Source organism: Halopelagius longus (assembly GCF_900100875.1).
Lineage (GTDB): Archaea > Halobacteriota > Halobacteria > Halobacteriales > Haloferacaceae > Halopelagius > Halopelagius longus.
On record NZ_FNKQ01000002.1, the window covers coordinates 307,143 to 327,131 of the forward strand.

Annotated in this window: 18 protein-coding genes and 1 tRNA gene; 8 read left to right on the plus strand and 11 right to left on the minus strand. The window is 55.8% G+C overall.

The window, feature by feature from the left end; genetic code table 11:
- Position 1 precedes the first annotated feature (1 nt).
- The gene (locus BLS11_RS07365) at positions 2 to 841 is read right to left on the minus strand and encodes a geranylgeranylglycerol-phosphate geranylgeranyltransferase (RefSeq protein WP_245698859.1); all 840 of its coding nucleotides are present in this window, start codon (positions 839 to 841) and stop codon (positions 2 to 4) included.
- Between the two features lie 371 nt (positions 842 to 1,212).
- On the opposite strand from BLS11_RS07365, the gene BLS11_RS19995 reads away from it, so the two are divergent.
- The 3 genes from BLS11_RS19995 (at position 1,213) to BLS11_RS07375 (ending at position 2,865) form a co-directional block, all read left to right on the plus strand.
- The gene (locus tag BLS11_RS19995; protein ID WP_175454406.1) at positions 1,213 to 2,328 is read left to right on the plus strand and encodes a tyrosine-type recombinase/integrase; all 1,116 of its coding nucleotides are present in this window, start codon (positions 1,213 to 1,215) and stop codon (positions 2,326 to 2,328) included.
- An 87-nt stretch (positions 2,329 to 2,415) separates the two neighbouring features.
- Positions 2,416 to 2,607, plus strand: coding sequence for a hypothetical protein (locus tag BLS11_RS19030; protein ID WP_139172779.1), 192 nt, complete (start codon positions 2,416 to 2,418; stop codon positions 2,605 to 2,607).
- Positions 2,608 to 2,613: 6 nt separating this feature from the next.
- On the plus strand, positions 2,614 to 2,865 hold the full coding sequence (locus tag BLS11_RS07375) for a hypothetical protein (RefSeq protein ID WP_092535332.1): 252 nt from the start codon (positions 2,614 to 2,616) through the stop codon (positions 2,863 to 2,865).
- A gap of 1,058 nt (positions 2,866 to 3,923) precedes the next feature.
- Here the strand turns inward: BLS11_RS07375 and BLS11_RS19035 are convergent.
- The 3 genes from BLS11_RS19035 to BLS11_RS19835 form a co-directional block, all read right to left on the minus strand.
- A complete protein-coding gene (locus BLS11_RS19035) occupies positions 3,924 to 4,643 on the minus strand; it encodes a hypothetical protein (protein WP_139172780.1) in 720 nt (239 codons plus the stop codon).
- A 52-nt stretch (positions 4,644 to 4,695) separates the two neighbouring features.
- A complete protein-coding gene (locus BLS11_RS19040; protein ID WP_139172781.1) occupies positions 4,696 to 5,370 on the minus strand; it encodes a hypothetical protein in 675 nt (224 codons plus the stop codon).
- 292 nt (positions 5,371 to 5,662) lie between these two features.
- Positions 5,663 to 5,788, minus strand: a complete 126-nt coding sequence (locus BLS11_RS19835) for a hypothetical protein (RefSeq protein WP_258555409.1) — start codon at positions 5,786 to 5,788, stop codon at positions 5,663 to 5,665.
- Between the two features lie 389 nt (positions 5,789 to 6,177).
- On the opposite strand from BLS11_RS19835, the gene BLS11_RS07380 reads away from it, so the two are divergent.
- A complete protein-coding gene (locus BLS11_RS07380; protein WP_092535335.1) occupies positions 6,178 to 6,582 on the plus strand; it encodes a hypothetical protein in 405 nt (134 codons plus the stop codon).
- 524 nt (positions 6,583 to 7,106) lie between these two features.
- On the opposite strand, the gene BLS11_RS07385 is transcribed toward BLS11_RS07380, so the two are convergent.
- Both BLS11_RS07385 and BLS11_RS07390 read right to left on the minus strand, forming a co-directional pair.
- Entirely contained in the window at positions 7,107 to 7,706 is a 600-nt protein-coding gene (locus BLS11_RS07385) for a site-specific integrase (RefSeq protein WP_092535337.1), read from the minus strand.
- A gap of 230 nt (positions 7,707 to 7,936) precedes the next feature.
- Positions 7,937 to 8,383, minus strand: coding sequence for a GIY-YIG nuclease family protein (locus tag BLS11_RS07390; protein ID WP_139172782.1), 447 nt, complete (start codon positions 8,381 to 8,383; stop codon positions 7,937 to 7,939).
- Between the two features lie 158 nt (positions 8,384 to 8,541).
- On the opposite strand from BLS11_RS07390, the gene BLS11_RS19045 reads away from it, so the two are divergent.
- A complete protein-coding gene (locus tag BLS11_RS19045; protein WP_139172783.1) occupies positions 8,542 to 9,453 on the plus strand; it encodes a hypothetical protein in 912 nt (303 codons plus the stop codon).
- Positions 9,454 to 9,733: 280 nt separating this feature from the next.
- A tRNA-Arg gene (locus tag BLS11_RS07395) sits at positions 9,734 to 9,808 on the plus strand.
- Positions 9,809 to 10,131: 323 nt separating this feature from the next.
- Here BLS11_RS07395 and BLS11_RS07400 read toward each other — a convergent pair.
- Positions 10,132 to 12,612, minus strand: a complete 2,481-nt coding sequence (locus BLS11_RS07400; protein WP_092535343.1) for an alpha-L-arabinofuranosidase — start codon at positions 12,610 to 12,612, stop codon at positions 10,132 to 10,134.
- 321 nt (positions 12,613 to 12,933) lie between these two features.
- Entirely contained in the window at positions 12,934 to 14,325 is a 1,392-nt protein-coding gene (locus tag BLS11_RS07405) for a cytochrome P450 (RefSeq protein WP_092535346.1), read from the minus strand.
- A gap of 420 nt (positions 14,326 to 14,745) precedes the next feature.
- Here BLS11_RS07405 and BLS11_RS19840 point away from each other — a divergent pair, with 420 nt between their 5' ends.
- The gene (locus tag BLS11_RS19840; RefSeq protein WP_258555410.1) at positions 14,746 to 14,880 is read left to right on the plus strand and encodes a hypothetical protein; all 135 of its coding nucleotides are present in this window, start codon (positions 14,746 to 14,748) and stop codon (positions 14,878 to 14,880) included.
- Positions 14,881 to 15,324: 444 nt separating this feature from the next.
- Complete coding sequence (locus tag BLS11_RS07410; protein WP_092535349.1) at positions 15,325 to 16,482, plus strand: sensor histidine kinase; 1,158 nt, start codon at positions 15,325 to 15,327, stop codon at positions 16,480 to 16,482.
- 86 nt (positions 16,483 to 16,568) lie between these two features.
- Here BLS11_RS07410 and BLS11_RS07415 read toward each other — a convergent pair whose 3' ends face one another.
- The 3 genes from BLS11_RS07415 to BLS11_RS07425 form a co-directional block, all read right to left on the minus strand.
- Entirely contained in the window at positions 16,569 to 17,204 is a 636-nt protein-coding gene (locus BLS11_RS07415; protein ID WP_092535352.1) for an SDR family oxidoreductase, read from the minus strand.
- Positions 17,205 to 17,338: 134 nt separating this feature from the next.
- On the minus strand, positions 17,339 to 17,995 hold the full coding sequence (locus BLS11_RS07420; protein ID WP_245698804.1) for a class I SAM-dependent methyltransferase: 657 nt from the start codon (positions 17,993 to 17,995) through the stop codon (positions 17,339 to 17,341).
- 143 nt (positions 17,996 to 18,138) lie between these two features.
- Positions 18,139 to 19,554: a GntP family permease gene (locus BLS11_RS07425; protein ID WP_092535355.1), complete on the minus strand. Its 1,416-nt coding sequence runs from the start codon at positions 19,552 to 19,554 to the stop codon at positions 18,139 to 18,141.
- Positions 19,555 to 19,989 lie beyond the last annotated feature (435 nt).

Consider the following 19,989-nt stretch of genomic DNA (forward strand, 5'->3'; position numbering starts at 1 on the left):
CTCACGCGGGGACTCCGCCGGACGCGGTGATTCGGCCGGCGATGAACGCCGCCGTCGCCAGAAACATCCCCTGTTTCAGTCGCGTCTGTCCGGCCGACGGGTCGGCGAACGCCCGCGCCGCGCCCCAGAGCATGACGCCGTCTGCGGGGAGCACGAGTGCGAGGTAGACGACGCCGAACCCGCCGACGACGAACGGAACGACGCTCGCCGCGACGGCGACTGCCAACACGGCGACGCCGAGTGCGAGCGACCGCCGTTCGCCGACCACTATCGGAAGCGTCCGCAGGCCCTCCTCTCTGTCGCCCGCGACGTCCTCGACGTCCTTCGTCACCTCCCGCGTGAACGTCGCCATCGCCGAGAGGGCGAAGAGGACGAGCACCGTCGTCTCGAACGCGCCGCCCACCGCGGCGGCACCGAACAGGAACGTAGACCCCGTGAGATACGCGACGACGACGTTCCCGACGCCGGGAAGGCCCTTGAACAGTTCCGTGTAGGCGAGCAACGCGACGAGGTTCACCACCGCGATGGCGATGGCCGTGACGGGGAGGACGGCCGCGGAGACGACCGCTCCCGCGAAGAGCGCGACGCTGAACCAGAGCGCGCCGCGTGCGCTCACCGCGCCGCGGGGAATGGGGCGGTCTGGGCGGTTGATTCGGTCGATTTCGCGGTCGAAGTAGTCGTTCACCGCGTTGCCCGCCGCCGTGGCGAACATCGTCGCTGCGACGGCGGCGACGATGGCGGCCGGCGCGAGGAGTCCGTCCGCGACGAACGCGCCCGTGAACGTGAGGACGCCCGCCGCCGCGACGTTGCCGGGACGGGTGAGTTCGAGGAGTCCGCGCATCGTCTCCGACGGCGACGCCTCCGCCTCGCGGACGCTCGATTCGGACTCTGCGGCCGGTGGCATACGACGTACTCCCGATGCCGCGGAGATAAATGGCGCGGAGTCGGACGGATTCCCACGGCGCGTCCGAATCCGTGGGTTTAAAAGGAATCGCCCCACTACGTAGTATCGAGGGCGCTTAGCTCAGTCTGGACAGAGTGCTTGGCTTCGGACCAAGTTGCGGTAGCCTTCTGTGGCTGCTCTGTCCCACCGCCGTCTGTCGGTTTTCTGGTTCTCGCAGACGGAGCAAACGAGCATGTCCGAGGCTATCCAAGTTCAACTAATCGGTGTATCGTACCGCTGTCTGGCGATTAGGCGGAGGTGTCAGGCTCATGACTGAAATTGAGGCCATTGATGGCATTCCGCTACTTCCTGAGCCATCTCAAAATCTACTAAACGAACGTCAGCGGGTTGATTACCGTCATCACCGTGAAGGACTGATACGGTGGATGTTGAAGTTAGGAAAGAACCCCGACAGAGCGGAAGGATACGCACGTCAAACGGCGAAGCGGCGTGCAACAAATGCAGACATGTTCTATCGGTGGGTATGGCAGGAGTACAATGGATACACAACTACAGTTACTCACGAGTATGCTGATGAGTATACACGAGAGTTAGCATACTCCGACCTCTCAGATACCCACAAGTCGAATCTACAGAAAACGCTTAAGATGCTGTTTCGGTGGCGGAAATGGGAATTTGGCGATTCTGAGTGGCAACCAGAAATCACATTCAGCGGCCAAGGAAGTGCCTCACAACCACGAGACTACTTTACTCAAGAGGAACGCAAACGGCTACGAGACGCCGCCCTTGAGTACGGAAGCGTTCCACACTACTGTTCTCTAACGCCAGAACAACGACAGGAATGGAAACGCCACTTGGCTCAACGGTTCAGGAAACCTATGCAGGATATTGGACGGGAAGAATTTGAGCGAGCAAATGGATTCAAAGTCCCGTCGTTAGTATGGGTCTCTCTTGATGTAGGATTACGTCCCATCGAAGTAGAGAGGGCAAAGGTTAGTTGGTGCGACTATGATAATGCAGTTCTGCGGATACCTGCCAACGATTCTGCTAAGAACCACGATAATTGGAGTGTCAGTCTACAATCTCGGACTGCTGAAATTCTACAACGGTGGACGGAAGAGCGGCGTCTATACGACAAATATGGAGAGACAGATAGACTCTGGCTTACCCGAGAGGGGAACCCCTACCAGAGTACCGCTCTCAAATATGTACTCGGGAAGCTTACTGACTTAGCAGGAATCGAAACTGAGGACCGTCAACTGAGTTGGTATGCTATTCGTCACTCTGTAGGGACGTATATGGCGCGAGAGGAAGGTCTTGCAGCCGCTCAAGCTCAATTACGACATCATTCGGTCCGTACTACGATGAAGTACGACCAAGCACCTGTTGAGGACCGTCGAGACGCCCTTAGTCGAATGGGATAACATTCTATCCCCGCACCGCTTCTCGGGGAGATAGCCGCAAGAACGATGACACCAATATTGATGGTAATTCAGTCATATTGATAATTCATGGTAGACATCGTTGAATCATTCGTAGCAGCAATTGTCCTTCTTGTTGGTCTAATGCTAATGGCTGTCTTCGCAGGGGTAGACCCATCAGTTGCTACAGGATTGTTTGAGGGAGCAGTAAGGGTCGTGGTGGCCGTGTTCTTTGTTGGGGCTATTGGCCTTGCTATCTTCAGTGCTATAGGAGGCAGATAGCGGCCGATGTCTAAGCAGTCCCTCTACAGCCAGGTGGTTGAAGAAATGGAAAAAGACGGGTATCAGTTGACAGAGCAAGCTTTGATACTTGTCTTCGGAGGCGTCTTCGGTGGACAAGCATACAGCATTACACAAGAGGGGTATCCATTAGTACTGGAGCTGTTCCTCTATCTCTTTATTGTAACAATCGCTCTTATAACGATTGGAGCACTCCATTTTCTAATCAGTTATATTCGACTGTCGGATGCTGCAGGCTAATGCCATCTGAACAACTGCAAAGGATTGTCTAAGGACTTTCATACAGTGGGTTCTTTTTATTCGCTTACAACTCACCTCATGAATTGTGACTTGAAACTGTACTTCTCTCAAAGGCCACAGCCTGCTTCACATTGGATTCTTTGATTGAGATAATGGAAACCATTCATAACAAATCCAAAGCGAATGTGACGCCAGCCAGACGCCTTAGAATGGAATCTAAGTGGTAATCACCCCCGAATCTTCTCCTGAGTTCCTCTCTCAATATACAGTACCTTAGCAGGTCGTAGTATACCTTACTGTAGTACCGTACAGCACCGCACCGCATCCTCGGGAGATATTCCGCCTAAACCGCAACCACTACCGCAACAGCACAGCAACCGCCCTATTACAGTACACTGTTAACAGCTGTAATGACACAGTATGCTGTAACACAGTTTCCTATTATAATAATGGAACTGTAGTAAGTAAACAGTGTCGTTCATTGAAACTCTGACTGTTAACTATTAGCACTCTCCCATTTTTAAGGGTAAAAAGCACATATGAGTTAGTGTAACGAAACGTCCTAATAGAGGCTCTACAAGAGGGATTATTGAAAGAAAATTAGATTTCATGACTCCTGTCACCCCCACACAAGGCGGGGGATGACGGTCGTCTACAAACGAATATCTAACCCCAGTGAACAGAAGTAATTAAACTTAAGCCCTGTTCTACACCTCGAAGGTGTTTTGAGAAGTTAGTACGTTGATTCGAGGTTACAGAGTCTGAAATAGGTGAATAATATTCTGACTGTTGCTATCTCTGGTGCCGTTATGCTGTCTATCCCCCGAGATGCGGTAGCGGATAGTAGAAATGGTCGGAATTATAGAGATATTCCACCTCTAAGATTCCTTCCGCCATTTAAATAGATAAACCAACATATGAACTATACGCAGGGGTCATTCCCTGTCTACCAATCTGGAACGTCACCTGAATATTGAACTCGTCCTCTATTGTTGATATGGAAAGGTGTGCGGAATCAAGTTCCTTTACCGCTTCACCTTTCCAGAGAAGTAGTTGAATCAGTTTACCTGTTCTTTCACCTGCTTCATACTTGCGTACCAGTCTACGTCATGACGGTCAGCTATTTCTTTGAACAACGGCTTGTCTCCGTCATGCCGCTCAAATTCTCTTACTTGGATTCGTACCTCATATTCTTCTGGAGTCTCTATCATCCGATTCTGAGCAACTGCTAAACAACCAAGTGCAAGAGCTATTGGAGCAGAATTCGGTTCCTCGTTATCGTCATCGTCTATGTTTCCCTTGATATTTCCAAGACGATTGAAAGCGCGAGCATCGACCTTCATAACAAGCCGCTTTGCGTCTCTAACGATAGCATCAGAAAGATTGAGCGTATCTCCAAGGGCTTCAGTCAGTGACAGCTTATCCTTAATTGCACTCTTCTTTCCACCGTCTCCGTAGTACCCATGCTGCCACATCCACATCCGCTTCCTCTGGGCTTTCAAATCTCTTCCATCCATCGCGGTTGTTGGAAGAGGATTTCCATGTGCGTCTTTCCGATTTGCATTGAACGTCGTCTCGCTTGGACGGCGCTTCCATCCTTGCGACGTTCGACCGCTGATTTCAGGCTCGTCATACCGATGTTTCGGCCTGGTCGCATCGATAAACGCTTCATCAACGCTACCATCGCCTGATGATGCTACAACTGGCTGTCCGTCTGCAGTTTTCCCAATCTGTTCACCGACTTCATAGTCATGTCTGTATGTGTTTGTTGTTGACATGGACCCAACCCCGCAAGTTCCAACTACGAGGAAAACATCAGGATTTTGCTATCTACCGTGCTTTTCGTCTCGGCTCCTCGATAGTGACGGTCGGGCCACCGAATTGCAAGTCATCCTCTTCAACAGTTTTCGTGGTGCCTTTTGACCGCTCTCCATCAATGAAACCGACTTCAATGAGTGCCTGACGTACTTCTGCAGGCTTGACATTCCACACTCTCTTAGGGCCGTCAAGAGTGGCCTTCAGTTCCTTGGTGAGATAGTCCGCAATCTCGTTGGTTCCCATTCCGCAATCAACGTATAGATGGTGCAGAATACGTGCATCTTCAAATACTGGTTCTCGTAGGTTCTCAAGTGGGATATCTTCTTCAAAGGGCAGTGATATGGTCTCTCTTGAGACTTCTATATCAAAACTCCCCTCGTCAGGCAATTGGATTCCATGCAGTTTGACCGCTTTTCCAATCCTGTCTGCATTCGTCCCAATTTCATCGGCCAAATCCTCTTCTGTATTGATTAACTCATTGTCCGCTAATTCTCGGAGTTTGTCCCCTGCTGTAGGTTGAAGGAGAGAATCACCTTGGGGGTAGTCGTCATAATCATCTCCGACCAGAGGAAGGCCTTGGTTGTATCCTAATTCAGGGATAGGAGGGATTGCTTCCTCGACCTCTTTCGGTCGGTTCTCACTGGGGTTGCCATCCCTCTTCCGAGCTTGAGTAATCCCTTCGAACATCACTCTCCTCCCCCGTAGTTGGAAAGCGGAGTAAGGTACCAAAGACTGGGCTCTCCGAAAGAGGACTCGGGGGCCGCGATTCCGAGTACCACGGACCCAGTAGGTAGTTCAACTGTACTGCTATCCTCTATATTGGCCGTAAGAACAGCATACGACTCTTTCTCACCTCCCTCTATAGCAGTCAACTGAATTGAATTACCCGTATTGTGCTCAATATTTTTGCACTTCAATTCACCTAATTCAGTTATATCGCCAGATTCGACTGTTTTACTAACAGTATTATATTCGGTAGTCACGCTTTGTACCCTCGATTGAACGTCTGTCGGTCTGTCTCCTCATTCTTCTCTCTACTCTGTTCATCAGTCTCTTCTCCACAATCGACAACTGTCTCGTCAATTTCGAACTCTTCAGTTGCCATCAGAACGTCACCCCCTCTTCATTATTCGAAGATTTTTCCGTCAGAAGAGCATGACATGCTTCTCTCACAACAACGCCATATGGTACATTCTCATCACCGAATGATTCTTGTCGAGTGGTGCGGAGAAGGTCCTTTTCTTCGGCTGACAATCGAATTCGCTTGTTTCTCATTACTTTCTATGAGGTGTGGTCACCAGCGACCACTTCCCTCACTAATGTAGTAGTCAGAGTGCGAAACTCAAAATTGCTCTAAGCGATTCTAAGGCCGTCTCATTTCTATCGATTTTTGCCTGTAGTCGCTGACGGCTACTATTTGGATTAGAACCCACTATACAAACTTATCCACCAATCTCTACGAACATTCTTGTGTTATGGGTGTCAAATACAAGCATGTCTGGTTTAGAAGTGGCCATTATGGGTGCTGTAGCGTCCCAGGTTTCCAAAACTGCGCTTGAATGGTTGCAAAGCCAAGGGTCTGAAATCAGCGAGGAGGAGTGGAAGCAGGTTGGTTATCAAATCGGGATTGAAATCCAAAGTATCGACAGACAATCTCAGAGGAATCCCGAGGAACTCAAAACGTTAGAAAGGGAATTAACCAATGCCGCCAAGGTATATCAGAAACTTGAAATATTTGGTGAGGATTTCGACTTTGATTCAGATGTTGTGTCACTATATTCGAATTTGGCAGATATTTGTGGTGAGTGGGCTGTAGATATGAAGTTTAATACATCTATGGAGGAGCACAGAAGTAATTTCGAAGAACTACATAAGGAATATAAAGAGACGGTAATGTAAGTACGTGTTTCTGCTGAATAGATTCTCTGTATTCAGCACGCTATTTCTATCACGTTCTGAGGTTTCAACAGAGCTGCCACTACTACTAACGGTCCGCGGTAATGCGGTCTATCTCTCCGAGAATGCGGAGGCTGAGGCGGAGGGAAAGCGAACTAAAGTGAGAGATACGGTGCTCGTGGAATTCTCCAGGTAGACAAATCGAGTCTGTGGAGATGCTCAGTGGGCTGCCTCACTTGATAAGCGAAATGGGATACTATGAATTACAATCCATCCGATATTACCTGAAATTACCACCAAACAATCTACACAGCCTTGCTTTGCGTGCGTAGGTCTGCGGAGATACCCCCGACAAGGGCTCAAATTCCCTTAGGAAAGGTAGAATTTCTATTAGGGCGAATTCCTGAGGTAATGAAGCTCCAACACAAGAATTTTGATAGCGTTCAGACGGAGTACACTGTCCTATGAGACATTTCGGTGGTTGATGGCGTAAAGTTCAACGGTCACAGAAATTCACTTAGGAGAGATTAGCGCATAGCAGCACCAATCCGCTTCTCTGTGGGAGCATCTAAGTAAGGTTCAATAGCCGAATAAGATGACCACCCGCCCACAGCCATCATCGTTCTAACGTCTACTGGGTCAGGCCGCTCTACGAGGTGCCACGTAGCCCAAGAGCGGCGTAAGTCGTGAGAGGAGACATTATTCCAGCGATTGTTCTCGGCCTCCTCAGCAATCGTCTGAGCCGCTTCACGGACCCACCGTCGCACTGAGGACGGTGAGACAGAGACAAGCGGCTCTTCATCGCTCAGGCCTCGCTCACGGACGTACTTCGAGACATTTCGCTCAGTCTCCTCTGGCATCCAGGCGTCACGCTTCTTCGGTTTCCCGCCATCTGTATTCTTCCCCGCTATCTCGAATAACCAGCACTCTCCTTCCTCCGACCAACGTATATCTTCCATCGCTACTTTCGGTACTTCATCAGAACGCAAACCACACTGAGTCATCAGTTGAATAGCTATCTCGCGTTTCCAATCCACAGTACCTGCTGCGTGTTCTAACTTCGAACATTCGTCCCGTGAGAGCCAACACTTCACTTGCCCACTACCAGCTTCTTGGAGAGAGACCATACACAAATTGTCCAAACTATCTACGTATAGTTTTGGCGGTCATTCCCCCGAGACGGCGGTAGTTTATAAACTACTGTGTGCTGAGACGGTGCTCGTAGCCAAGTTGTATAACAAAGTGTCTATGAGGTAGAGGGGGGATTTGTACCCCATCAAAATCAGATTCAGTAGGTTCTCTATTCCAGCATGGTGGGGGTCCATTATTCCCCGCTACGTGAATGGAATTCTCTCAGTCAATCTCTCCAGTTGAAGTCTTGGTACTGATTGTGGTGCTGGTAGACGTGCCAAGAGCCATTGCCATTTTCACGGTATTCCTCTGCTACGATTGATTCCTGTTCTCTCGCCTGTTCTTTAGAATTGTACCATCGTAGCTCAACTAACTCAATCGGTCGATATTGTTGTGTAAACTTTGCTGCTCCTGTGAGGCCTCTATTGTGCTCATACAGTCTTTCAATTATTCGAATAGATGAACCTACGTAGAACAGACGTTTGCTTGTTAGACCTTCGCCAACTCGGACCATTGGACCCTCATGTGGCTGTTCGATATTAGATATTTTATTGGGGCACTTGCATTCTATAATATAGACACAGGGTCGTAACCTATCGACAAGATATCTAATTTTATCCATTTGTTCTGATTTTCTCGCTTCTCTGTCGGGGAGTGGGTAGTTATCGCTCACACTGGTTCACTATCCTCCAACATAATTTATTTTTTCACCAAATACTATGAAGAATACTACCAAGAACACGCCCGATATTGACAGGATTGCAACCGTGTACTTCTCATAGGGTCCAAAGATAGGAGAATTTTTGACAGTAGGTGATATTCTATCATATAATGAAAAGTAACCACGAACATTATTTCAGTAACTCTTATGAGAATTATATTTTGGACGACGATGACGTAATTGTGTATGAAAAATCAAAGAAACTGGCTAAATATACCGACTATCCTGGTATGGTCGCTGCAGCAGGTCTTTCTCTTGGAGTACTAGGACTGGGGGTAAATATTCTATCTTACCTTCGTCACTTTTTAGCAAGTGAATTCTCAATATTAACATTCATTAACACTACCCCTGCTCCACTTTCAGAGATTATCCGTTTCGGTGGCCTTCTCATAGTGAGCTTTGTTTTCACTACCGCATTGGTTATGGTTGGTTTGAAATTTCAGTCCACTGCCAAAGGTACTGATATAACTCAAAAGAAATATCGTCTTAATATTCTTGCAAGAGGGCTCTCTAAATTTCATGAAGGTAGCCACGAACAAGCAATCTCTCAATTATCTAAATTTGATGAATTAGAAAATACGCATATTTCCTCTTTTATTGAATCCAACGTAGAACAGTATCTCAAAAACTTAGAGAAGGAAGATAGTGATGAATATCTTGAGAAGACCTTTGAAGATTTCCTCTGTCTGCTTATGGAAGAAGTGTCAAGTAAAAAGACCCCACGTGAGGCGCAATTAGAAATCATTACTAATTCAGATTCACTTGAGTACTACAATATTCAAAACGAGGACAAACAGCGTTCTGTAACCTACCTCAGTATCATCAAGGAATCACTTTCTGAACTTGCTCTCAAAAGCTTCGTTCCTAACTTCTGGTTATTATATCTCTGCTCGGCAGTTGTTGGGATTGCAACTTTCAATTTCATAGACAAAACCCTCGGTATTCTGACTGTGACTATACTATTAACTGGACTACAAATCCACGATAGGAGGAATAGGACTGGTGAAGAAGATGACCAATAGAGTATGAGTCTGAGAATTCACTGACTGAAGTCGAGTGGTCTGTATATTCAACGCACGTTTTGTGGTCTCAACCCTGTTTGTGGGGATTTCCCCAGGAGCGGTGCAGTACATTAGGCACATGAGGAAATCCCATCGGCGTGATGCGCCTCATATGTGTGTTGGTTGAGTCAGAGTAAGATACCCGCTGTAGATGGAGAGATTTTTATTGGTGGGTACACTGAGTTAGGATGCGAAGGACAGAGAACTGCCAGACGGCATGTGAATGTCCTAAAATAGACGAGGGCGCTTAGCTCAGTCTGGACAGAGTGCTTGGCTTCGGACCAAGTTGCCGTGGGTTCAAATCCTGCAGCGCCCATCATTCTGCGACGAACGAAGTGAGGAGCGAATGATGTACCGCGAAGGATTTGAACGAGACCGAGGTTCTGCGCGAAGCGCAGGTTCTCGGGCGTAGTTCACAATCCTGCAGTGCCCACTTCTCGATTGGAATCCACTACTAGCGGAGACGCATCGCTCCCACGTCTCGTGAGACGCATACGGGTTCAACATCGGTACTCACCGCCGGAAACGCACCCGGTCCGCCGTCGATGACCTACCGGTACGTTCGGCGCTCGGCCGAGGACGGGTCCGGCCCGGAACGGTCAAAAATACGTCGAACGGAACCGTCCTCCGCGACCGCCGTTACGTTCCCGACGAACCCCCTTCGCTGTCCTTCTTCTTCTCGTCGTGACCGTTCTTCCTGCCGGTCGTGCTATTGTCTTCGATCGGAATGTTCTCCTCGCCGTCGAGCCCGTGCCAGACGCCGTTATCGCCGACGATATCGGCGCGGCCTCGGTCGTTGTCGACGAACAGTCGGACGATCGACGCCGGTCCGACCTCGAGTGTCACCGTGCCGTCGCCGGCGACGTCTTCGACCGCGTGCTCGACCGCGTGGTTCGTCGGTTCGTCCCACGAGGACGGTAGCTCGTGGGGCAGCGGACGTTCCGCGGTGGCCGGTTTGAGCTGGACGATTTCGACCGACGCGTCGGCGTACCGGTCGCCCAGTTCGACCGTCACCTCGCTCGACGCGCGGAGGTTGCGGTTGGTCAGGAACACGGCCAGTTCCTTTCCGCGTCGGTTCTGCATCGCGGCGGCGTCGACGTACGAGACGTCGTCCATCGGACCGACCCGCGGTCCGGTGTCGGGGAGGTCACGGCTAGCGCCGCTCGTGGCGACGTCGACGGCGTGCCACTCGGCGTCGAGTTCGAAGACGGCGGAGTACAGTCCGGTCACGGAGCCGTCGGGACGGAGGGGATTCGGGTCCGGCGGATGATCGACCGTTTTCATCGGAACCCACGACTTGATCGGAACCCACGTCTGTGCGGCCCACTTGACGGTATCGGTCTCCCGAATGCACGCGTTGAGGACGCCCGCGACGTAGGAGGCGCCGGGCATCGTCTCCGGACCCGGATACGGCGCGCCGTCAGCGACGGTCGGGAAGATTCCGACTTCGCTGAGGTTGACGTAGAAGTCGTCGCCGTAGCCGTGTTCGTCGGCGAGCGCTCCGAGCTCGCCGAGTTGTTCGCCCAACTGGGTCGCGGCCATCACGATCACTTCGCTGTAGTCCCAGTCGTCGGCGTCGTGTTCGTCTTTCCACGCTTCGACGTCCTCGGCGCTGTCTAAGCCCCACTGGTAGCGGTGGATGTTCAGCCCGTCGAGCTGATCGGGCGACAGTTCGTCCAACAGCGTTTCGTTCCACGGGTTGTCGTTGTGTTCGGCCTCGGCCGGGTCCCAGCCGCTCGCGATGATCGTGATCGAATCGTCGACCTCGCGCATCGCCGCGGCGTACTCGTCGAAGCCGATCCGCTCGTCGGAGCCGGTGGCGTACTCCGAAGCGTCGGACGTATGACCGAACTGCCAGTCGCCCCAGACCTCGTTTCCGACGCCCCAGTGTTCGACGTTCCAGGCGTCAGTGAAGCCGTGTTCGGCCCGTAACGCCCCCAGCTCGGTGTCGGTCGAGCCGTTGACGTACTCGACCCAGTCGGCGGCGTCCTCGGGGAGGATCTGCCGTTCTTGGCCCCACTCCGGCGCGTTGTCGTGCCAGCCGATCGTGATTTCGGGAACGAGGTCGGCCACCTCGCAGAGTTCGAGGTACTCGGCGGTCCCGAAGAAGTTCGGCTGCATCCCCTGCCAGGCGTGATTGAACCGAGGCGTCCGCTCCTCGAGCGGGCCGATCCCGTCGCGCCAGTTGTACTGGCTGGTGACGTTGCCGCCGGGCCACTTCAGCCACGTGCCGTTTTGGTCTTCGAGGAGTTCGATCGTGAGCGGGTTGAACTTGCCGTTGACGGCGTCGTCGGCGGCGAGTTCGATGAAGTCGATGTCGAAGTGTCCCTCACCCTCGGCCGTGAACTCCACGGCGTACTGGCCGTACGGCGTCTCGACGTCGGCGACGGCGCCGCCCACGTATTCGTCGCCGCTCTTCTCCTCGAGTTCGAGCGTCGGCTCGTGGCGCGTCCACTCGCCGGTGACGTCCACCTCCGTCGAAGCGAGGACGTCGCCCTCGAGCGTCGTGATCGAGGCCGCGACGGCGTCTACGTCGCCGCGCACCGAGAAGCCGAGGTCGTAGCCCAGCGTCCGGTAGTCCGGCAGGACGATTCGCTGTTTGATACCGCCGGTCGAGCCGTCATCGACGGCGATGCGCTCGTAGCCGACCGCCCCGTGGGAGGCCGACCCGCCTGCGACGCGCTCGCCGTCGGTCCGGTGTTCGAGGCTCACTCCGGTCTCTCCCACCGGCTCCCACGGGTACGGGAGCGTGTCGTGACGCTCGACCTCGTAGAACGTATCGACCTCGTTCGCGTCGAACCACTCGTCGGGCGTCCGCCAGAACGTCGGGTTCATCACGTGCAGCGAGTAGACGCCCGGATAGATCGTCGCGTCGCCGTAGTGTTCGTTCAGACGGCCGAACAACGTATCGGGGACCGCATCCGCCGACCGAGCGTCGGTATCGACGGTCACCGTGTTCTCGACCGCGTCCCCTGACGTCGCCGACACGAGGCCGGACCCTAGCCCGACCGCCGACCCGGCGACCAGCATCGATTGTGCCGCGAGAACCTGTCGCCGAGAAACGCCGTTTCCGTCCGTCTCACTGTCTACGTCGTCGTCGTTCGTTGGATCTACCGTCATCCACCGGCGAATAGATCATTATAGTACTAAATGATTACTAGATGTCATAAAAGACGAATACGAGACCGGAGCCTTCCTGCGACGAACGAAGTGAGGGGCGGAAGATGTGCCGCGACGGATTCGAATCGAGGAGCGAGCGGTAGCGAGCGACCGAGGTTCGAACTCTGAAGCGCTCATCATTCTGCGAGGAACGGACGTGATGCGTCAAAATTGGGCCAACGGCGTGCGCCCTGACGAGGGAAGCCCGCACAGCGGAGCGAGCAGGAATCTTCGGCGTGGAATCGAGAATATACGCACGATGGTGGATTCCGTTCTGGCTCGTTATGATTTGGAGACTCGCATTCGGATATCCTCAGCGGGCCGCAGCGTCGTCGCCATGTCTAATTCGGGCTCGGGGTCGGACAGGAGTTCGAACTCGACCGACTGTGCGACGATTGCGAGAACTATTTTCAACTCCAGCATCGCGAACCGCATCCCGATACAGTGGCGCGGTCCGCCGCCGAACGGGAAGTACGCGTAATCCGGCAGTGAATCCTCGAATCCTTCGGTCCAGCGGCTGGGATCGAAGCTCTCGGGGGCGTCGTACCAACGCTCGTCGGTGTGAACGTAGAACGGAGGGAGGGTGAGCCTCGTTCCCTTTGGAATTCTGTATCCACCGAGTTCGGTGTCTTCCGTGGCTTTTCGTAAGAGAATGAACGCTGGCGGGTACAACCGAAGGGACTCTTGAATCACTCGTTCGGAGTACGAGAGGTTATCGAGGTCCCCTAGTTCGGGCGCTCCCCCGCCGAGGACGGAACTGTGCTCCGCGTCGAGACGGTCACGCACTGACGGGTTCTTCGCCAGTTCGAGGAACGTGTAGGTTAGTGCCAGTGAAGTGGTCTCGTGGCCGGCGAAGAGAAACGTCACCATCTGGTCGCGGATCTCCGTCTCGGACATGACGTTCCCGTCGTCGTCCTCGGCGGTCAACAGTAGCGACAGTAGGTCGTCGTACTCGTCTGCCCGTCCGCGCCGTTCGTCGATCAGCCCTTCGACGAAGGAGCGAAACTCCGAGAGGACCCGTTTGTACCTCCGGTTCTCGGGCGTCGGAATCCACATCGGGAGGAACGTCGAGACGCCGTCGATACTGCCTCGGTCGTTGAACGTCTCAGCGAATTCGGTCACGATACCGGTCTCCTCGCTCAGTTTTAGATCGAACAGTGACCGAGTCAGCACGTCGAGTGTGAGCTTCGAGAACGCTCGGTTGAGGGCTATCTCCTCGCCGTCGTCCCACTCGTTTATCATCTCGGTAGCCCCTCGTGCCATCGTATCGCCGTAGCTCCGAATCCGCTCGACCGTGAAGGCGTTCTGGATCGTCGTTCGCTGGCGGCGCCACTGTTCACCGTCGGTCAATACGAGGCCCTCCGGGGCGAACTCTCCCCCGAAATCCTCGAAACCCCACTTGGCGTACCGGTCGTAGTCGACCATCAACACGCGTTCGATGAGTTCCGGGTGGAGGACCGTACAGAACTTCATCCCGGGGAGGCGATAGCTGACGACGTTCCCGTACTCGCTCATCTCGTCGTAAAACCCTCTGGGGTCCCGTACGAGTGAGCGAACGTTGCCGACCACCGGGAGGCCGTCGGGACCGGGAGGCGTCTTCGAGGGGAGGTCTTCGCCGCCTCTCGGTGCTGACCCTTCGGAGGAGTCGCTGGACCCTGAGCCTATATTAGACATAGTAGAATAGTGGCCTTCCGAGTGAACAGAGGTTTCCCCGATACACTTCGCCTGTTTAAATACCCAGAGCGGAATATCGCACGACTTGCGGTGCGTTACTTGTACGACAGACTGAACCAGTCCACGTGGATGCGGCATCCGATGTGAAATTTCCTCACCGCTTCGGAGATAACGAACCGAGCAGAACTGTACGCGTAGAATCTATCTCGGGAGGACGTGCAGTTCGCCCTGTTCTACGTCGACGGCGATATCGACGCCTATCGCGGCCGTATCGACGAAGTCGACCCGGTCCGGTGGTGCGAGCTCACTCCGATCAAGGAGAACGAGTTTTATTCGTGCGTCTGTCAGAAGTACACCGAGTGAGAGACGGCGTTCTTTCGGGCGTTCGCCGATCTGAGCCTCGTCGTTCTTCCTCTCCTCGTGTACAGCGCCGAGGGGTGGCTCGACGTGACTGCTGTCGGGAGAGACGAGGCGCAGACGAAGCTGGTCGACACGCTTGAGCGACGCGCGAGCATCGAAGTGGACGTTCGAGAAATCGGCACGACCGCCGAATAGGGACGGTGACGGGGTGCTTGACGGAGCGCCAGTTCGAGGCGATCAAACCCCCGACCGAGATAGGGTAGTACTCGGTACCGCGCCGGGCGGCGTTGTCGGCCGTCGCGGCGGAACTCGGGGCCGCCCACTCGACTACTTCGGAGCTACCGCGGCGTGGAGAATCGAGCCCGATGTTTCGAGTGATCGATTCCTCCGACTCGTTCCGTGGCGTAACCGATGTCGCCCGAGACTCTCGAGTGGTGGTGCGTGCGTTACCGAAATGACGGTTGATACTCCCGCGGCGAGTCACGGGTACTATTCATGACACGATATCCGACAAAAATTCGGCGCTGAGTGCGCGCTGTGTGTACAGTCGGTCGACACCGGTCGCTACAGGACGGAGCGAACTACATCACACCGACCGGCATCCGAATCCCTAAATGATAGAAAACAGTGAAATTAGCTATGGGGGAGAGTCGAATGCGGAGGACGCCGTCGCGTATCATCGCGGCTCTCGGCGCGTTGTTGTTTCTCTCGGCCGTCATCCACCACTCGTTCGAGATTCTTCGCATCGACGAATTCGTCGGTCCGATAGCCGCACTTCTCGTGGACGGTCTCCCCGCACTCGGCATCGTCTACGCGGGATACTGGCTCTCGAAGACGGATCTCACAGAAGAGAACCAGCGGACGGTCGTTACGTGGTGTCTCATCGGCCTCGCCCTCTTCGTCACCGTGATCGGATTGACCCTCCTCATCCGCTGGATCGAGGACCGGACCGTAATCGAACCCCAGTTTACCCTCCTGATCGCCGCCAACGTGGGTAGCCTCGCCGGGTTCACCGCCGGCTATTACAAAGCCCGAATGGAGTTGGAAGCCAGACAAGCACGGAGAGCAAAGCGGGAACTGGAGGAGGTAAACCGCCGACTCGAAGCGTCGAACGAGCGTCTCGACCAGTTCGCGTACGTCCTCTCCCACGACCTGCGGGAGCCGCTACGTATGGTGTCCAACTACCTCCAGCTGCTTGAGGATCGTTACGCGGACGACTTAGACGAGGACGCCCGGGAGTTCGTCGCCTTCGCTGACGACGGTGCCGACCGAATGCGGTCGATGATCGACAGTCTGCTCGAATACTCCCGTATCAGCACGCGTGGCAACCCACTGGAGCAGACCGACGCCGACGCGGTTCTCGACGACGCCCTCACCGACCTCCAACTGCGGATAGCGGAGACCGATGCGAGAGTTACGGCCGACGACCTGCCGACAGTGCGTGCGGATCCGGACCAACTCGCGCAGGTGTTCCGCAACCTTCTCACGAACGCGCTTCGGCACAGCGGGGATGAGCCCCCGCGAGTTCACATCGGAGTGGAACGTCTGGAAGACGCGTGGCGGTTCTCGGTCCGCGACGAAGGAGTCGGCATCGATCCGGAGTCTCAAGACCGGATTTTCCAGATGTTCGAGCAAGCCGACGGCGAGGAAGGGAACACGGGCGCAGGTGGCGTCGGACTGGCCATCTGCGAGCGCATCGTCGACCGTCACGGCGGTGACATCTGGGTCGAGTCCGAACCCGGTGAGTGGACGACGTTCTCGTTTACGCTTCCCGGGGCTCACGACGGTGAAGGGTAACCGCTTGCTGTGAAATTCCGGAGCCGAACCCGAGCCTGCAGCGCCTCTGCTCCTTCGCCGAACGAGGCGCTAAGACGTTCTCCTTCTCACTCCCCTAGCGGATTCTCCAACGCCTCCGCTATCGGTTCGTCGCCGGAGCCGAGTTCGAACGTCTTCCCGTGCGTGCTTTCGGCCGTGAGCGACGCGGCGAGCGTTCGAGCCACGTCCTCGCGCGGAATCTCCGCGCTCTCGCGGTCGATCGTCTCCCCGACTTCGACCCGTCCGGTTCCCTCGTCGTTCGTCAGAGGGCCGGGGCGGACGATAGTGTACGTCAGGTCGCTGTCGCGGAGGTACTCGTCGGCTTCGGCCTTCGCGCGCAGGTACTCCCGGAGCGCTTCGGGACTGTTCTCGGGTTGGTCGGCGTTGATGGAACTCAACATCACGAACCGCTCTGCGCCCTCCGCTTCCGCGGCGTCGACGATGTTCATCGCGCCGTCGCGGTCGACGCCCCACACGTCGTCGCCGCCGGACCCCGCGGCGAAGATAACCGCGTCGCGCCCTTCGACGGCGTGGGTCACGTCCTCGGTCAGGTCGGCGACGACCGGTTCGGCGCCGAGCGATTCGATGTCTTCGACCTGCGCCTCCTCGCGGACCATCCCGTAGGCGTCGTGGTCGCTCTCGGCGAGGACTCTCGTCAGATGTTGCCCCACCTGCCCGTGCGACCCTGCGACGAGCACGTTCATACTCCGGAATTCGACCGGAGTTCCGAAGAACCTGTTGCCCGGTCACGCGCCGGGTCGTAACCGCTCTCGACCCGTCCGTCTCCCGCGTTCGGCGAGCGCAGTCCGGCGTTCGGCAGATTGCCGACGGCTCTCCCCTACCGCGGGCGCGCCTCTATCGTGGTGATGATTCCGAAGATGGCGGTGTCGGACCGGACGACGGGCAGATCCGCCGCCGCGACGAGTTCCAACGGCTCTTGGGTCCACCGACAGCCCATCTTCCGGTAGTGGGCGTCGGCGCGCCACTCTTGGAAGCGCGCGAACGGCCCGAAGTCGCTCTTGCCGTGTTCGACGAGCAGAATCCGCCCGGAGGGCTTACAGACGCGACTCATCTCCCGAAGCGCGGCGACGGGGTCGGGGAACGTGCAGGTCGAGAGCGACGAGACGACGGTGTCGAACTCGTCGTCGTCGAAATCGAGGTCCTGCGCGTCCATCTCGCGGAGAGTTCCGTCGCGTCCGAGTTCGTCGAGTTTCGCTCGGGCGTTCGCCAGCATCTCGGGACTGACGTCGATGCCCACCAACTCGACGGACTCCGGCAGGTACCGGAAGTTCGCGCCCGTGCCGCAGGCCACGTCGAGAACGCGACCCTGTGCGGTGCCGAACTGCCGCCGGCGGTACCGGCCGGTGAGAAACCGGTCGAGCCAGTCCATCCGCGCCATCCAGTCGGCGTACTCCGCGTACGACGCCCGAATCTCCTCGACGGACATCGGTCGCCGCTCCGCCGGCGCGGAGTCTGCCGGTTCGGTCGGACTCACGAGTGATTCCTCTCTTCCCTAAGGGGTCTACGGGCGCATAAAGATTGACGGGAAGTTGACAGACGTTCACGTTTCGGCGGTCGTTCCGCGGGGCGGAGACGACGAGACGCGCGAACGGGGCGCCTCAAGGGTGACGGCGTCGGTTAGAGGAACGGAAGGATTCTCGCCACCACCGGAAGGACGCTCGACAGCACCACCGTCACGACGAGCCCGGTGAGGGAGATAATCGTCGTGAGGGCGGTCCACGTCCGGAGCGTCTCGCCGATGGTGAGGCCGCCGATCTCCTTGACCAGCCAGAACCCGGAGTCGTTGTACCACGAGAAGATGTTCCCGCCGGCCCCGATGGCCATCACGAGGAACGCCGGGTGCACGTCCAGTTGCGACACCTGCGGAGCCATGATGCCGGCGGTGGTGAGCATCGCCGCCGTCGCCGACCCCTGCGCGATGCGCACGATGGCGGCGATGAGCCACGCGCTGACTATCAGCGGGATGCCGATGCCCGCGAGGACGCCGGTGATGTAGTCGCCGATGCCGGACGCCGCCAGCAGCGCGCCGAACGCGCCACCCGCGGCGGTAATCGCGGCGATGTTGCCACCGCTTCGCAGCGCCTCGGTCAGCTCCTCGGTCCACTCCTCGCGGTCCAAGTCGTTGTGACGGTAGTACGTGTGCGCGGCCGCCATCGCCGCGATGGTGAGCGCCACGTTCTTGTTGCCGATGAATTGGACGTACGGCCGAATCGCCTCCAGCGTCGGGAGCACGTCCCGGAAGGAGTTGACGAACGTCAGCGCGCCGACCAGCACGACGGCGAGCAGAATCGGAAGCAGCGACTCGAACATGCCCGGAAGCGAACTCGTGTTCCGGTTGGCCAGCTCCTCCAGTTCCTCCGTCGTCGTCGCCATCGTGTCGCGGAGGGGGATGTCGAGCCGCCTGTTTATCCAGCGCCCGTACACGATGCCGGCCAGAAACGCCGCCGGAAGGGCGGTGGCGACGCCGACGAGAATCGTCATCCCGAGGTTGACGCCGATTTCGGCCGCCACCGCGAGGGGGCCCGGCGTCGGCGGGACGAACACGTGCGTCGTCGCCGCGCCCGCGCCGACCACGACGATGAACAGGGTGTAGTCGCGGCCGACCCGAGCGCGCATCGACCGCGCGAGGGGTGCCATCAGGTAGAATACGCTGTCGAAGAAGACGGGGACCGCGAGCACGGTACTGCTCCCCCAGAGGGCGATGTCGGAGTTCTCCCGACCGAGTGCGCTCTGGAACCCGCGGACGACGCGCTGGGCGGACCCGCTTTCGAGCATCGACTTTCCGATTATCGCGGCCATCAGAATCGGTATGCCGATGCCGGCCATGTTCTCGCCGAACGCGGCGGCGACTCGGCTGGCGGCGTCGGCCCACGCGAAGTCGGGCACGAACACCGCGTTGATGATGCCGACGAAGAACGCGGCGATGATTAGCCCGACGAACGCCGGGAGGTCCCACACGACCAACAGTAGTATGACCGCCGCCAACGCCAGGATGAACGTCAACAGCGGACTGTGTGCAAACTCTATTGCCATGGTTTGTTGTGATACTCTTTCCACTGCACGTTCGAAGTATAATTATCTATTGGGCGATAGTATTATATGTGGTAATTATTGTAACACCAATCCATGAACTGGCTGGAAAATAATGAAAGAACTTCACTTTTTGCGCCTCCGAGGGAGGGCGTGCGTCTCCGAAGATAGACATTGAACAATTGGATCCATTTTCGAATTTACTGCCTGTACGTCCAATTGATTCTTTTATAGTGGTCGAACGGACGAATTCTCCTAGTATCGGTTAATACACACCCAACAATCGAATCTCCATTGGTGTCTCTACACACGTCTCAGGAGTAGCCTTATACCGGTCGAATGTGCGCTTCGAGTCGGAATGTGCGCGATACTGGCGCAGAAAGTGCGGAGAAAAGTATATGATTGTCCACTATTCGGGGGCGGTCGGAGATGGGCCTG

Bases quoted from the DNA above. Each gene is read 5' to 3' on its own strand.
- BLS11_RS19035 (WP_139172780.1), bottom strand. From the start codon at position 4,643: ATGTCAACAACAAACACATACAGACATGACTATGAAGTCGGTGAACAG.
- BLS11_RS19045 (WP_139172783.1), top strand. From the start codon at position 8,542: ATGAAAAGTAACCACGAACATTATTTCAGTAACTCTTATGAGAATTAT.
- BLS11_RS07375 (WP_092535332.1), top strand. From the start codon at position 2,614: ATGTCTAAGCAGTCCCTCTACAGCCAGGTGGTTGAAGAAATGGAAAAA.
- BLS11_RS07380 (WP_092535335.1), top strand. From the start codon at position 6,178: ATGTCTGGTTTAGAAGTGGCCATTATGGGTGCTGTAGCGTCCCAGGTT.
- BLS11_RS19040 (WP_139172781.1), bottom strand. From the start codon at position 5,370: ATGTTCGAAGGGATTACTCAAGCTCGGAAGAGGGATGGCAACCCCAGT.
- BLS11_RS07425 (WP_092535355.1), bottom strand. From the start codon at position 19,554: ATGGCAATAGAGTTTGCACACAGTCCGCTGTTGACGTTCATCCTGGCG.
- BLS11_RS07405 (WP_092535346.1), bottom strand. From the start codon at position 14,325: ATGTCTAATATAGGCTCAGGGTCCAGCGACTCCTCCGAAGGGTCAGCA.
- BLS11_RS07385 (WP_092535337.1), bottom strand. From the start codon at position 7,706: ATGGTCTCTCTCCAAGAAGCTGGTAGTGGGCAAGTGAAGTGTTGGCTC.
- BLS11_RS07410 (WP_092535349.1), top strand. From the start codon at position 15,325: ATGGGGGAGAGTCGAATGCGGAGGACGCCGTCGCGTATCATCGCGGCT.
- BLS11_RS19030 (WP_139172779.1), top strand. From the start codon at position 2,416: ATGGTAGACATCGTTGAATCATTCGTAGCAGCAATTGTCCTTCTTGTT.
- BLS11_RS19995 (WP_175454406.1), top strand. From the start codon at position 1,213: ATGACTGAAATTGAGGCCATTGATGGCATTCCGCTACTTCCTGAGCCA.
- BLS11_RS07415 (WP_092535352.1), bottom strand. From the start codon at position 17,204: ATGAACGTGCTCGTCGCAGGGTCGCACGGGCAGGTGGGGCAACATCTG.
- BLS11_RS19835 (WP_258555409.1), bottom strand. From the start codon at position 5,788: ATGGCAACTGAAGAGTTCGAAATTGACGAGACAGTTGTCGATTGTGGA.
- BLS11_RS07365 (WP_245698859.1), bottom strand. From the start codon at position 841: ATGCGCGGACTCCTCGAACTCACCCGTCCCGGCAACGTCGCGGCGGCG.
- BLS11_RS07400 (WP_092535343.1), bottom strand. From the start codon at position 12,612: ATGACGGTAGATCCAACGAACGACGACGACGTAGACAGTGAGACGGAC.